The sequence below is a fragment of the Mycobacterium sp. SMC-16 genome (genome assembly GCF_046250085.1).
Classification (GTDB): Bacteria; Actinomycetota; Actinomycetes; order Mycobacteriales; family Mycobacteriaceae; genus Mycobacterium; species Mycobacterium phocaicum.
The window spans coordinates 1,201,826-1,215,912 of sequence record NZ_CP176427.1 but is presented as its reverse complement, the minus strand read 5'-3'; the positions used below and the strand labels follow the sequence as shown (position 1 = coordinate 1,215,912).

Sequence of the window (14,087 nt, the reverse complement as noted above, 5' to 3'; positions counted from 1 at the left end):
GTCCTACGCGAGACGCGAAACGCCGGCGGCGATGCGCTCGTCGGTCGCGGTCAGTGCGATGCGCACGAACTGCTCGCCGGCCGGGCCGTAGAACTCGCCGGGCGCGACGAGGATGCCGCGCTCGGCCAGCCACGCGACCGTCGCGCGCCCGGACTCGCCGCGGGTCGCCCACAGGTACAGACCCGCCTCGGAGTGGTCGACGGTGAAACCGGCGCCGCGGACCGCGGCCAGCAGCGCGTCGCGGCGCTTGGCGTAGCGGTCGCGCTGGACGCGTTCGTGTTCGTCGTCGTCGAGAGCGGCGACCATGGCGGACTGCACGGGCGTCGGGACGATCATGCCGGCGTGCTTGCGCACCGCGAGCAGTTCCGCGACCAGAGCCGGGTCACCGGCGACGAAACCGGCCCGATAGCCGGCCAGCGACGAGGTCTTGGACAGCGAGTGCACAGCCAGCAGACCGGTGTGGTCGCCGTCGCAGACGTCGGGATGCAGCACCGACAGCGGCTGGGCGTCCCAGGCCAGGCCGAGGTAGCACTCATCGGACGCGATGACGACACCGCGCTCACGCGCCCAGCCGACAACCTTGCGCAGATGGTCGACACCGAGCACCTTGCCGGTCGGGTTGCTGGGCGAGTTCAGGTACACCAGCGCGGGCGTCTGCGGCCCGATCTGGGTCAGCGAATCGGCGCGCAGCACCTGGGCACCGGCAAGCCGCGCACCGACGTCGTACGTCGGGTAGGCCAGCTCGGGCACCACCACGGTGTCGGCGGCCCCCAACCCGAGCAGCGTCGGCAGCCAGGCGATGACCTCTTTGGTGCCGATGACCGGCAGTACCGCCTGCTCCGGCAGGCCGGTGATGCCGTAGCGGCGCTGCAGCGCAGCCACCGCCGACGCGCGCACGGCCGGCGTACCGGCCGTCGTCGGGTAACCCGGTGAGGCACTGGCAGCGGCCAGCGCCTCCCGGATCACCGGCGCGACGTCGTCAACAGGCGTGCCGACGGACAGATCGACGATGCCGTCCGGATGGGCACGCGCGGTCGCGGTTGCGTCAGCCAGGGTGTCCCAGGGGAACACCGGCAGGGCAGCCGAGACCTTGGTTCGAGCGGACAGGGTCACTCGCCCTGCGGCGCGAGATCCTTGACCGCCTGCGGGTCGTTGTCGGTCTGGCCGACCTTCGACGCACCACCCGGCGAGCCGAGCTCGGCGAAGAAGTCAGCGTTGTTCTGGGTGTATCCGCTCCACTGATCGGGGACATCGTCCTCGTAGTAGATGGCCTCGACGGGGCAGACGGGCTCACAAGCGCCACAGTCCACGCACTCATCGGGGTGGATGTACAACATGCGTGCACCCTCGTAGATGCAATCGACCGGGCATTCTTCGATACATGCCTTGTCTTTGACGTCGACGCAGGGTTCGGCAATGACGTACGTCACCGGTGGTTCTCCTGTTCCAGTGGGCTGCTGGCTCGTCAGGAATACAACGAGCAGACGTCAGTATGGTGCGCCCGTACCGAAGCGTCTGGCTCAGTGTCACCTAACTTTACGCGCCGCCCGGGAAGGGTGGCGCGTGGTTACTGATACTAGACGTTGCACATACCGTCCGACTAGTTCCCACCACAGCTTTTTACGCGTGTCATTTTTCGCTTTGCAATCTGTTGCATAGGACCGCCGGTAGCGCCTAGGCTCGGGCCGTGGCTCTCCCCCACGCCATCCTTGTGGCGCTGTGCGAACAAGCCGGTTCCGGTTACGAACTGGCCAACCGGTTCGACCGATCGATCGGCTACTTCTGGGCCGCCACCCATCAGCAGATTTACAAGACGCTGCGCACCATGGGCACCGACGGCTGGGTCAGCGTCGAGGTCGTCGCGCAGCACGGGCGTCCGGACAAGAAGGTCTACACGGTGACGGACGCCGGCCGGGCCGAACTCGAACGCTGGATCGCCGAACCCCTCACCGGCCGCGGCAGTTCCGTGACCGACGCTCGTACGCGCGAACTCGCGGTGAAACTGCGCGGTGCGACGTACGGGTCCGCGGACAGCACCGCAGCCCTGTGCGAGCAGATTCGCGCGCTGCGCGCCGAACGCGCCGCGCTGCTCGACACCTACCGCGGCTATGAGAAACGTCAGTTCCCCGACCCGTCCTGGCTCACCGGCAGCGCGCTGCATCAGTACCTGGTGCTGCGCGGCGGTATCCGCGCCGAGGAGGGATCGGTGGACTGGTTGGACGAAGTTCTGCTGGCATTGAGAGGAAACCGATGACCGCGCCGCATTCAACGCCCTATCCGAACCTGTTGTCCCCGTTGGACCTTGGGTTCACGACGCTGCGCAACCGGGTGATCATGGGCTCGATGCACACGGGCCTGGAGGATCGCGCCCGCGACACCGGCAAGCTCGCCGAGTACTTCGCCGAGCGGGCCCGGGGCCGCGTCGGTTTGATCATCACCGGCGGATACGCCCCCAACCGCACCGGCTGGCTGCTGCCGTTCGCCGCCGAGATGATCTCGTCGCCTGATGCCCGTCGGCACCGCCGGATCACCACGGCCGTCCACGCCGAAGGCGGCAAGATTCTGCTGCAGGTGCTGCACGCGGGACGCTATGCGTACCATCCGCTTTCGGTCAGCGCGTCGTCGATCAAGGCGCCCATCAATCCATTCCGGCCGCGCGCGCTGCGCGACGTCGAAGGCACCATCGACGACTTCGTGAAATGCGCGCTGCTGGCCCGCGAGGCCGGTTACGACGGCGTCGAGATCATGGGCAGCGAGGGCTATCTGCTCAACCAGTTCCTGGCGCCGCGCACCAACAAGCGCACCGACGCCTGGGGCGGTAACCCCGAGAAGCGTCGCCGGTTCCCCGTCGAGATCGTCCGGCGCACCCGCGAGGCCGTCGGCCACGACTTCATCATCTGCTACCGGCTGTCCATGGCCGACTACGTCGAGGACGGCCAGACGTGGGAGGAAATCCTCACGCTGGCAACGGAAATCGAAGCGGCCGGCGCGACGATCATCAACACCGGAATCGGTTGGCACGAAGCGCGGGTGCCGACCATCGTCACGTCGGTACCCAACAGCGCGTTCGCGGACATCAGCAACGCGGTGGCCCAGCACGTGAGCATCCCCGTGGTGGCCTCCAACCGGATCAACATGCCGCAGTCCGCCGAACAGATCCTGGCCGACGGTGCGGTGCAGCTGATCTCGATGGCCCGGCCGCTGCTGAGCGACCCCGACTGGGTGCGCAAGGCACAGCACGACGCCGCCGACGAGATCAACACCTGCATCGCCTGCAACCAGGCCTGCCTGGACCACGCGTTCGTGCACAAAACCGTGTCGTGCCTGCTGAATCCACGAGCCGGGCACGAAACCACGTTGGTACTGGGCAAGACCCGGACGACCAGGCGGATCGCGGTCGTCGGCGCCGGACCGGCCGGCCTGGCTGCGGCCGTCACCGCCGCCGAGCGCGGGCACGACGTGACGCTGTTCGAGGCCGGCGGCCACATCGGCGGCCAATTCGACCTGGCGCGAAGGATTCCCGGCAAGGAAGAGTTCAACGAGACGCTCCGGTACTACACCACGATGCTGGCCAAACACCGTGTGGACGTCCGGCTGAACACCCGGGCGTCGGCCGACGAACTGTCCGGCTACGACGACGTCATCCTCGCCACCGGCGTCGCGCCGCGCATGCCGGCGATCCCGGGCATCGACCACCCGATGGTGCTGTCGTACGCGGAGGCACTGACCGGAGCGGCGGTCGGCAAGCGGGTGGCCGTGATCGGCGCCGGCGGAATCGGTTTCGACGTCAGCGAATTCCTCACCGTCGATGAATCCCCCACCTTGAACCTCAAGGAATGGCGGGCTGAGTGGGGCATCGCCGACGGCGGCGACTCGCGCGGCGGGCTGACCACCCCGATCCCGCTGCCGCCGGCGCGCGAGGTGTACCTGCTACAGCGCACCAAGGGCGCCCAGGGCCGCGGACTGGGGAAGACGAGCGGCTGGGTGCACCGGGCGTCGGTCAAAGCCAAAGGCGTACAGCAATTTTCCGGCGTCAACTACGAGAAGATCGACGACGCCGGGCTGCACATCAGCTTCGGTTCGGACCGGTCCGGGGCGCGCGTCCTGGAGGTCGACAACGTGGTGATCTGCGCCGGACAGGAGTCCGTCCGCGACCTCGAAGACGGCTTGCGTCAGGCCGGCATCGAACCGCACATCATCGGCGGGGCGGCCGTCGCGGCAGAGTTGGACGCCAAGCGGGCCATCCGCCAGGGCACCGAGCTGGCTGCCAAGCTCTAGTCCAACACTGTGCGGCTCGCGGCCCTACGTCGAGAGTGGGCGTTGCCGAGCTCGGCGCGGCGTGTCGTCATGAGCAAGCGCCACGCTCGGCGTAGGAGTGTCGCCCCACACCGCGCCCCGCGCTACAGGCTGAAGTCTCCCCAGACGGCACGGGCACCGGTGTGGCCGATCCGCACGATCTGATAGATCGTCGCCACGCCGATGACCACGGCCAGCACCGCGACCACGACGCGGGCCAGCTTCTCCCTGTCCCCGAGCCGCGTGCCCCACCGGTGCAGGACAGCGATCGCCAACGACACGACAAACAGCCCGATGACGAAAAAGATTGCGGTATCGCCGAGTTCGGCATGCTCGCGCAGGACGGGGTTCTTGGGCAGCTGGTGGATCAGTGCCTCGCCGGCCTCGATCGCGAACGGCGTCAGAATGACCGTCGTCACCGACAGCGCGAGCGTCAGCCACACCAGCCGCTCCCGGGCGGCCGTCCACACGGCGCACAGGATCGTCAGGACGGCCGTCAGCGGTGTCAGGACGACGATCGCGTGCACCAGCAGCGGATGCGCGGGCAGGTCACCAATGGTGTTCACGCATCACAGCGTGACACTCGTGGCGCGCGAGCGTGCGCAAAGTGCACGCGACACACCGCGAAAGCCCGTACAGACACGCCCGCTCGCGGGAGAGGGCGCGGGGCAGCACCCCTGCTCGCGGGGAGGGCTAGGCAGCGAGGGGCGAGTAATCGGTGCTGCGCTGGCGGGCCGGGCGGCCGATGCCTTCGGCGATGGCGACCAGCTCGGCGACGGTCTTGGCCGAGCCGTTCTCCGAACCGGCCATGCGGGAGATCGTCTCCTCCATCAGCGTGCCGCCCAGATCGTTGGCGCCGCCCTGCAGCATCACCTGGGTGCGCTCGACGCCGAGCTTGACCCATGAGGTCTGGATGCTCGGAATCCGGCCGTGCAGCATTATCCGCGCCAGTGCGTGCACGGCGCGGTTGTCGCGGTGCGTCGGGCCCGGGCGCGCCCCGCCGGCCAGATACAGCGGGCTGCTCTGGTGCACGAACGGCAGCGGCACGAACTCGGTGAAACCGCCTGTGCGGTCCTGGATTCCGCGCAGCACGTTGAGGTGTCCCACCCAGTGCTTGGGGGTGTCGACGTGCCCGTACATCATCGTCGACGACGACCGCAGCCCCACTTCGTGTGCGGTGGTCACCACGTTGATCCACTCGGCGGTCGGCAGCTTGCCCTTGGTGAGCACCCAGCGGACCTCGTCGTCGAGAATCTCGGCCGCGGTGCCCGGGATGGTGTCCAGGCCGGCCTCGCGCAGCGACGTCAGCCACTCCCGCACCGACATGCCGCTGCGCGTGACGCCGTTGGCGATCTCCATGGGCGAGAAGGCATGCACGTGCATCGACGGCACCCGCTTCTTCACTGCGCGGACCAGGTCGGCATATCCGGTGACGGGCAACTCGGGGTCGATGCCGCCCTGCATGCAGACCTCGGTGGCCCCGGCGACATGCGCCTCCCAGGCCCGATCGGCGACCTCGTCGGTCGACAGTGAGTACGCGTCGGCGTCACCCTTGCGCTGCGCGAAGGCGCAGAACCGGCAGCCGGTGTAGCAGATGTTGGTGAAGTTGATGTTCCGGTTCACCACGAACGTGACATCGTCGCCGACGACGTCCCGCCGCAACGAATCCGCCAGCGCCGCAACGGCATCGAGCGCCGGACCGTCGGCGGTGGCGAGGGCAAGGTACTCGTCGTCGGAGCAGCCGCCCGGGTTACGCTCCGCCGACCGCAGGGCAGCGAGCACGTCGGTGTCGATCCGCTCCGGCGCACGGGCCGCGAGCTCGGAGACCTTCTCCCGGATGGACTCCCAGTCGCCGAACGCGCTACCCAGGTCGCTGCGCATCTCGGTCAGCCGGCCCTCGGTGTCGATCGCGGTGTGCAGATCGGTGCGGCCCAACGACTCTGACGCCTCGTCGGGTTCCTGCCACGGCAGACCGACGGGGTTGACGTCGCGCGCCCACCCGGTCTCCGGATCGGCCAGGGCGTCGACATGTCCGCGCACGCGCGGGTCGATCCACGCCGCCCCGGCCTGTACGTACGACGGCTGCGCCGTCAACCGCTGCACCAGGTCGTAACCGGCTTCGGCCGTCACCGAAGCCAGATCGTCGAGCGCGGGCCAGGGCCGTTCCGGGTTGACGTGGTCGGGGGTCAGCGGCGACACGCCACCCCAGTCGTCGACACCGGCGGCGATGAGCGCCAGGCATTCCTCGCGGGACACCAGATTCGGCGGCGCCTGGATGCGCATCTTGGGGCCCAGCACCAGGCGCGTCACCGCGATGGTGGCCAGGAAATCGTCGATCCCGGCATCGGGCGTCGCCGCCATGGCGGTGTGATCCTTGGCCCGGAAGTTCTGCACGATGACTTCCTGGACGTGCCCGAATTCCTTGTGCGACTTGCGGATCGCGTGCATGGTCTCGGCCCGCTCGGTGAGGGTCTCACCGATACCGACCAACAGGCCCGTGGTGAATGGGATGGACAACCGGCCGGCGTCGTCCAGGGTGCGCAGCCGCACTGCCGGGTCCTTGTCGGGGCTGCCGTAGTGCGCCAGCCCCTTGGTCTCGAACAGTCGGCGCGACGTCGTCTCGAGCATCATGCCCATCGACGGCGCCACCGGCTTGAGCCGCGACAGTTCCGACCAGCTCATGACACCGGGGTTCAGGTGCGGCAGCAGACCGGTTTCCTCGAGGACGCGAATCGCCATGGCCCGCACGTAATCCAGGGTCGAGTCGTAGCCACGCTCGTCGAGCCACTGCTTGGCCTCGTCCCAGCGGTCCTCCGGGCGGTCACCGAGGGTGAAAAGCGCCTCCTGGCAACCCATCTCGGCGCCGCGGCGGGCCACGTCGAGAATCTCGTCGGGCTCCATGTACATGCCCATGCCCTGGGCGCGCAGCTTGCCGGGCACCGTCACGAACGTGCAGTAATGGCAGGTGTCGCGGCACAGATGCGTGACAGGGATGAAGACCTTGCGCGAATACGACACCGGCAACCGGCCGGCGGCGCCGCGCCGTCCCGCTGCCTCCAGCCCCGCGTCACGGACACGGGCCGCGCTCGCACACAGGTCGACGAGGTCGTCGCCGCGGGCCGTCATCGCGATGGCGGCCTCGTCCACATTCAGCGACACGCCATCACGGGCGCGGCGCAGGACGCGACGCAAGGCGGACGACGATGCGGGGGCGGCGAGCGGTGGGACCACGGGCAGAGGCAGGTCGGCGCCGTTCTGGGGGTTCAGAGCCACTTCCGTGTAACCCCGCTGAAGTCGACGTTCATCCACGCGTCTCACATTCTGAAACCACTGCGCCTGGCATACCGGCCACAGTAGCGCCAGCAGGTCGGCGCGGCGCGGGCCCCATGCCCAGACACACACAGCAAACACGCAGACTATTAGCCGAATTTGGTGACGACCGCGTAAGTTCAGAGGGTCGGGACGCGATCATTTCGAGGAGCCATGGTGTCCGTTTCTGTCCGCTCGTATGTGATGGCGGGCGCCGCTGCTGCGACCGCCACGGCCCTCGCGCTGACCCCGGTGCAGGTGGTTCCCGCCGACGTCGCGGTGCCGGCGCACCCGACCGCAGTCCAACCGCACCTGACCGAGGCCATGGTCAAATTGCTGGCCGCGGCGAGCAACATGGCGCCGCCGGCGCCGAAGCTCCCTGCCGCGGGCGTCGTCCCCAAGGTCGGGCCGAACCCGCTGGCGGCCGCACCGTTGGCAGCCGGGCCGGTCGTCACGCCGCAGAACGCGGCCAGTGACTGGCTGACCAACGCGTACACCGGCATTCAGGCGTGGGTCGACTGGGGCGTCGACTACGCCACCGACGTTCTCTACTGGCTGAACTGGTTCGTGCCGTTCACGGGCACGATCGCGGCGCAGACCGACATCTTCTACTGGACGCTGATCCGGCCCGTCTCGGACAACATCTTCTACCAGGCGGTCGTCCCGATCGTGAACGATCCGCTCAACCTGGGCGTGTGGGTCAACGGCATCGGCAATGCGATCCGCTACTCGGTCAATGACGTCATCAACTTCGGTATCGCGGAGTTCAACTACTTCTTCGGTTGGATCATCCCGCCGATTCCGCCGCTGCCGCCCATCGGCTCGCTGGCCGCCACGCAGACGACGCTCGAGTCGATCGCCAAGACGGTGCAGACCACGCTGACCAGCCTGGCCGCCGGCCTGGCCCCAGCCAAGGCCGCCGCGCAGACCGACCCGGCGACCAAGCTCGCGCCGACCGCCGCGCAGAACCCGGCGGACAAGGCTGCGGAGAAGTCCACCGAGAAGCCTGCGGAGACGCCGACGAAGGCGGACGACAAGGGCAAGGCCGACGACAAGGGCACGCAGCCCGCGGGCACCGACGTCGGACAGCAGCCGGCCGACCCGAAGGCCGAGCCCAAGGCGGACCCGAAGACCGAACCCAAGACCGACCCGAAGACCGAGCCCAAGACCGACGAGCCCAAGGCCGGCGCTCCGGCCGCCGGCGACCCCGCGGGATCGGCCCAGCCGCAGGACGAGGTCAAGGCGCCCAAGCCCACCAAGACCCGCGACAAGAAGCCCGGCGACAAGACCGAGGTCAAGAACAACAACGCCGGCGCAGATAACCAGACCGGCACCACCGGAACGACGAAGCCCGCCAAGGGCGACAAGGTCGGCGGCGGCAAGGCGAAGGGCGAGAAGGCCAAGGGCGAGAAGGGCGCCGGCCAGTCGCAGGGCGCCGGTGGCGGCCAGAAGGCCGGTTCGGGAAGTCACTCAGCCAATAGCTGAGCCAGGCGCCCAGGTTCGCCTGCTCTTGTCACACGCCGATCACCGCCCTGACCGCAGAATCACCGACACCGTCGTTGGCTCTGCGTCAGCGGCGTCAGGCACTCGACCTTTACCGCCACAACCGCAGGATCAACCAGGCACCACGATCGACCCTGCGGCCACGGCGTCATCTACTCGATAGTTGTCGCCCTCAGTGCGGAGTCGATGCGGAAATGCCGCGGCGGTGCACACAGATCGTCCCTCCCGACGGTTCAGGCGACCTGGTCGCACATTCGCCGATTACGAGGCAGGCAGAGCGGACGCTAATCCGGCAGTGCGGCGCGCCGCTGAGCATGGCGCCACAGCACCACACCGGGCGGCGTCGCACCGAGGAGCAGGAAGATCAACGGTGAGGCCTGCATGATTCCGGCGCCGCCGAACACGACGTCATCACCGGGGCCACCGAGCAGCAGGATCACGACGGTCGACAACCAGGCCCACATCGGGAGCGCGGCCAGGCGAGGGCGGGACGTCCACTGCAGGCCGGCCCAGACCAGGGCCGCGTTGACGAGACCACTGAGCAGGCCACTGATCGGGAACGGCACGGGGCCGAGATAGAGCGGTAGGAACAGTGCGCCGGCGACGGCCGACAAGGCGCCATCGAACGCCAGCACACCGAGCATCAATGAGCGCGCCCGACCGGAGTCGGCGCGCGGCGGGGCAGACGTCAGGTCGGGATGCTGTCGAGCAGCCCGACGAGGGAGCCGACGACCCACTGATAGTTGTCGCCGAGGCCCTGCAGGTGCTGCAAGTTGGGGTCCAGATCCGCGTCCATGGCGGCTACCCTACTCCCCCGCTCCCCGGTGTCACGCGAGGTTTATCCCGCTGAGTAGGTCAGTTTCCACACCACGGTCGTCGCGTTCGCCCGCCGTGCCGTCGACCAACAGGTAGTGCTCGACGGGGCTGATCGGCAGCGCGATGTTGTTGGACAGCGCAAAGACCCGGCCGCTCGGCTCGACCGTCACCTGCGTCTGGTGGGCCCGCATGGCGGCGACCTTGGCCGGCAGGCTGTCCTGCGCGTCGATGACGGCGTCGATGCGGTGACCGAGATCGAACGGCAGCGCACTGGCCGGGATCCGCACCCAGCTGTCGGGCAGCTCGACCTCGTTGATGGACTCCAGCGCCTCGGCCATCGACTCACCGTCCATCACGGTCCAGTAGAACTTCGGGACCTGCCACGGCTCGCCCGGATGACCGTCCCCGGCCGACGCGGCGACCGCAGCCGTCGTCACCCGGTGCGCCTGGACATGGTCGGGATGCCCGTAGCCGCCGTTGGGGTCATAGGTGACGACGACGTGCGGGCGGAAATCCCGCAGCACCACCACCAGTTCGGAGACGGCCTCGTCCATGTCGGCGTCCGCGAACCGCTGACGGTGCCGCGCCGGGCTGCCTTCCATACCGGAATCGCGCCAATGGCCGGCCCCACCCAGATACCGCGGCCGGTCGACGCCCAATTCCCTGAGCGCCGAAGTCAATTCGCCGATGCGGTAGCCACCCAGCTGGTCGGCTCCGTCGACCGCCAGCTGCGCCCACTGCGAACCGATGACCTCGCCCTCTTCGCCCAGCGTGCACGTGACCACCCGGACGTCGGCGCCGCGGGCGGCGTAGTGCGCGATGGTCGCTCCGGTAGTCAGTGTCTCGTCATCCGGATGGGCATGGACGAACAGCAGCCGTGGGGTCTCCATGTCCCCCAGGCTGGCATACATTCACCGGGTGACGCGACGTGCGCTGGAGTTCGGGAGTGCGGTGCTGCTCACCGGCCTGCTCGCCGGGGTTGCCGGCGCGGCGACCGTCTCACTGCTGCACGCCGTCGAACACCTCGCCTATCACTATTCGTACGGGCTCCTGCTCGACGGCATCGGCGCCAGTTCGCCGGTTCGGCGCGCGCTGGCACCTGCGATCGGCGGGGCGCTCGCGGGACTCGGCTGGTGGATCCTGCGCCGCCGCTGCGGAACTCCGTCGCTGTCGGCGACCATCGCCGGCAAGAAGCCGATGCAGCACCTGCCGATGGCGGCCGACGCCGCGCTACAGGCGCTCGCCGTCGGCACCGGTGCATCGCTCGGCCGGGAGACGGCGCCGCGTCAATTGGCCGCGGTGCTCAGCAGTTACGGGACGACGTGGCTCGGGCGGCTGACGTCGTCGACGCTCGGAACGCTGACGGCCCGCGACCGCGAGATTCTGCTGTCGTGTGCGGCGGGCGCCGGCCTGGGCGCGGTGTACAGCGTGCCGCTGGGCGGGGCGTTCTTCGCCGCGCGCGTCATGATGGGCACCTGGCATCCCAAGGTCGTCGGCACGGCGCTCATCACGTCGAGCCTGGCGGTCGCGGTGTCGCATCCGGTCACCCATTTCGAGCGCGACCTCACCTGGCCGGATCCGGCACTGTCGTACCAATTCACCACGCTGGCACTGGCCATCGCACCGCTGGCGGTGGTGATCGGCCTGACGTTCAACCGGTTGATGACGTCAGCGGGGCCCAAGCCGCAGCTGACCTCCTGGCTGCTCATCCCGGGCGTCGCACTGGCGGGGCTGGTGACCGGCATCTGCTCGATCTACCGGCCCGAGCTGCCGGGCAACGGCCGCAGCGTGCTGATCGTCAGCGTCGACGCGCAGCTGAGCCTCGCCGCCGCGGTCGTTCTCCTGGTGCTCAAACCACTGCTCACCGCGCTGTATCTGCGGGTCGGCGCGGTCGGCGGCCTGATCACGCCGGCGCTGGCCACCGGCGCCGCCGCGGGCACCGTCGCGACGTTCGCCCTCAACGGCCTGGCCGATACGCATCTGCACGTACCGGCGGTGGCACTGACCTGCGCGGCGGGCGTCCTCGCGATCACCCAGCGGGCACCGGCATTCGCGGCGTTGTTCGTCTGGGAGCTGGCGCATCCGCCGATCTGGCTGCTGCTGGTCTTCGCCGTGGCCGCGTACTCGTCACACGGCATCCGGCTGCTGCGGGAGCAGTCAGCCGCTCGCGCGAAGACCACCGAGCCGAAGCCGGCGCACAAACAACTCAGGGGACCTTGACCCACTTGCCGGCGTCGCCCACGATCCCGACCGGGACTGCGCCGGTCAGGCTGACGTTCTGCACCGTCGGCCCCGCGGCGACGATCGTGGTGTCCTGCAGGATCGGCAACACCGTTTCCATGGCCCAGAGCTTGGGCTCCAGCTCGTTCAGCACGTCGGCGATCTTCTCGGTACCGGCGAGCGCCGCGTCGATCTTCGGCTGGATCGCGTGGTCGCAGATGCCGGTCAAGTTACTGGGCGCCTGCACGAGCTGATCGCCGCCGAGCGGCTTGGGCAGCGGGATGGTCGGCGCCGTCGACGTCACCGTCGGCGTCGAGGGCTGCGGCACAGCGGTTTTCGAGGTTGACGCCGTCGGCTGCCCCGTGGGCGCCGGCGGCGTGGCGGTGGAGACCGCCGTCGCGTCCAATCCCGGGCAGCCGTAGCGCGATGCCAGCACCGTCGCCAGGTCGCCCCCGGCATGACGCCAGCCGACGATCGCGTCGACCCGCTCCAGTCCCTCGGCGTACAGGGCCACCGGATCCATGGCCAGCACGGTGGCCTCGATCCCGACGCTGCGCAGTTGGTCGGCCGCCGTGTTCGCCACCGCGACCGACGTCGGGTCGTTGGCAGCGACGCCGATGGCCAACCCCAGCGGCTTGCCGTCTTTGACCAGCCGATCGTGGCCGGGCGGCGGTGGCATGCCGGGAGGCGACGGCGGCGCGACGTCGGGCTCGATGTTGTACCCGGCACGCACCAACAGGTCCATCGCGGCGTTGCGGTCGAGGGCCGGCGGCGCCGTCGGCACGTAGCCCGGGTCCGACGGGGTCCGGATCTGCGCCTGGGCCAGCGTCACGGTGTTGTCGCTGCCCGCGCCGACAGCGGCCAGCAGGCCGACGTCGAGCAGGCCCAGCAGTGCCTTGCGCACCTGGACGTCGGTCAGTGCGGGCCGCTGCGCGCGCAGCGTCAGCTGCATGACCCGCGGGGTGACGATCCGCGCGGTCCGCACGCCCGGGATGGCCGCGAGTTGCGCGAACGTCGCCTGCCCGCCGTGCACCTGGGCCACCTGGGTATCCCGGTTGCGGATCGAATCAGCAAGGGCCGCAGGCGATCCCCCGCGCCGGAACAGCACCTGGTCGGGCACCGACGGCACACTCCAGTAGCGGTCGTTGCGCGCCAGCAGGATTTCGTCGCGCTGCGGGTCGATGCTCTCGACGCGGAACTGGCCGCCGGTCACCGGCATGGCCCGCGCCAGCCCGGCACCGAAACCGCCCGGCACGTCCTTGACGATGTGCGCCGGCAGGATGTTGTTGAACAGTTCGCGCCAGGCCGGGTACGGCCGGGCGAAGGTGACGACGGCCGTCTTGCCGCCGTCGACCGACTGGACACCGGTCACCAGGTCGTAGCCGGCGGGGTCGACGACGCCGGGCTGGCTGACCATCTGGCGCCACTGGTACCAGTAGTCGTCGGCGGCGATGGGCGCGTTGTCGGTCCACTGCGCCTCGGGACGAATCTTGTACGTGACGGTGAACGGGTTCTGATTGGTCACGTCGGCCGACAGCAGCAGCGACGGGTCGAGTTCCCAGCGCGACCCCGAGGGCGACGCCGGATCTGCGATGGGCCGGAACGAGCTCGGCAGGACCAGTGCCGAGATGGCCGCGTTGACCGGCGACTGGTCGGACTGCAGATGCGGGTTGAACCCGGGCCCGATCCAGTCGATGGCCATGATGATCTGGCTCATCTTGGGCGGCGGAGGGACGACGGTCTTGGTCGTCTCGGTGCTGCGCGGCGCCGGCGGCGGACTGACGGTGCAGCCCGCAAGCGCCAGGACCGACACCAGTGCGCCTGTCGTCATCAGCTGGCGGCGGGCGGTCGGCACGCCGTTCAGGGTATCCGCCGGGTGAGCCCGAGCCACCATCCGAGGCCCCCGCCGCAAATCCCCGTCGCGCCGCTCGCCCCTGATGTGG

11 protein-coding genes are annotated in these 14,087 nt (G+C 69.1%); 4 read left to right on the top strand and 7 right to left on the bottom strand.

Annotation, left to right across the window (positions count from 1 at the left end):
• Window positions 1-3 precede the first annotated feature (3 nt).
• Together dapC and fdxA are read right to left on the bottom strand one after the other, a co-directional pair.
• Window positions 4-1,107, bottom strand: a complete 1,104-nt coding sequence (dapC, locus tag ACJEIK_RS05990; protein ID WP_064860517.1) for a succinyldiaminopimelate transaminase — start codon at window positions 1,105-1,107, stop codon at window positions 4-6.
• Window positions 1,108-1,109: 2 nt separating this feature from the next.
• Window positions 1,110-1,430: a ferredoxin gene (gene fdxA, locus ACJEIK_RS05985; protein ID WP_029121628.1), complete on the bottom strand. Its 321-nt coding sequence runs from the start codon at window positions 1,428-1,430 to the stop codon at window positions 1,110-1,112.
• Between the two features lie 257 nt (window positions 1,431-1,687).
• Here fdxA and ACJEIK_RS05980 point away from each other — a divergent pair, with 257 nt between their 5' ends.
• Window positions 1,688-2,254, top strand: a complete 567-nt coding sequence (locus tag ACJEIK_RS05980; RefSeq protein WP_064860503.1) for a PadR family transcriptional regulator — start codon at window positions 1,688-1,690, stop codon at window positions 2,252-2,254.
• A complete protein-coding gene (locus tag ACJEIK_RS05975) occupies window positions 2,251-4,278 on the top strand; it encodes an NADPH-dependent 2,4-dienoyl-CoA reductase (protein WP_138249641.1) in 2,028 nt (675 codons plus the stop codon). The genes ACJEIK_RS05980 and ACJEIK_RS05975 overlap by 4 nt, the downstream gene beginning before the upstream one ends.
• Window positions 4,279-4,400: 122 nt before the next feature.
• On the opposite strand, the gene ACJEIK_RS05970 is transcribed toward ACJEIK_RS05975, so the two are convergent.
• Complete coding sequence (locus tag ACJEIK_RS05970) at window positions 4,401-4,862, bottom strand: DUF2231 domain-containing protein (RefSeq protein WP_061005150.1); 462 nt, start codon at window positions 4,860-4,862, stop codon at window positions 4,401-4,403.
• A 127-nt stretch (window positions 4,863-4,989) separates the two neighbouring features.
• Window positions 4,990-7,569 (bottom strand): bifunctional FO biosynthesis protein CofGH, encoded by a 2,580-nt coding sequence (locus ACJEIK_RS05965; protein ID WP_409431187.1) that lies wholly within the window; start codon window positions 7,567-7,569, stop codon window positions 4,990-4,992.
• Between the two features lie 213 nt (window positions 7,570-7,782).
• Here ACJEIK_RS05965 and ACJEIK_RS05960 point away from each other — a divergent pair, with 213 nt between their 5' ends.
• Window positions 7,783-9,090 (top strand): hypothetical protein, encoded by a 1,308-nt coding sequence (locus ACJEIK_RS05960; RefSeq protein ID WP_409431186.1) that lies wholly within the window; start codon window positions 7,783-7,785, stop codon window positions 9,088-9,090.
• A gap of 302 nt (window positions 9,091-9,392) precedes the next feature.
• Here ACJEIK_RS05960 and ACJEIK_RS05955 read toward each other — a convergent pair whose 3' ends face one another.
• Together ACJEIK_RS05955 and mshB are read right to left on the bottom strand one after the other, a co-directional pair.
• Window positions 9,393-9,845 carry a hypothetical protein gene (locus ACJEIK_RS05955; protein WP_082761914.1) on the bottom strand — a complete coding sequence of 151 codons (453 nt, stop codon included), beginning with the start codon at window positions 9,843-9,845 and terminating at the stop codon, window positions 9,393-9,395.
• 90 nt (window positions 9,846-9,935) lie between these two features.
• Window positions 9,936-10,823 (bottom strand): N-acetyl-1-D-myo-inositol-2-amino-2-deoxy-alpha-D-glucopyranoside deacetylase, encoded by an 888-nt coding sequence (gene mshB / locus ACJEIK_RS05950; RefSeq protein WP_409431654.1) that lies wholly within the window; start codon window positions 10,821-10,823, stop codon window positions 9,936-9,938.
• Window positions 10,824-10,842: 19 nt separating this feature from the next.
• Between mshB and ACJEIK_RS05945 the strand changes: the two genes are divergently transcribed.
• On the top strand, window positions 10,843-12,144 hold the full coding sequence (locus tag ACJEIK_RS05945; RefSeq protein WP_409431185.1) for a chloride channel protein: 1,302 nt from the start codon (window positions 10,843-10,845) through the stop codon (window positions 12,142-12,144).
• Here ACJEIK_RS05945 and ACJEIK_RS05940 read toward each other — a convergent pair.
• On the bottom strand, window positions 12,131-14,038 hold the full coding sequence (locus tag ACJEIK_RS05940; protein ID WP_166427960.1) for an ABC transporter family substrate-binding protein: 1,908 nt from the start codon (window positions 14,036-14,038) through the stop codon (window positions 12,131-12,133). The genes ACJEIK_RS05945 and ACJEIK_RS05940 overlap by 14 nt on opposite strands.
• Between the last annotated feature and the right edge of the window lie 49 nt (window positions 14,039-14,087).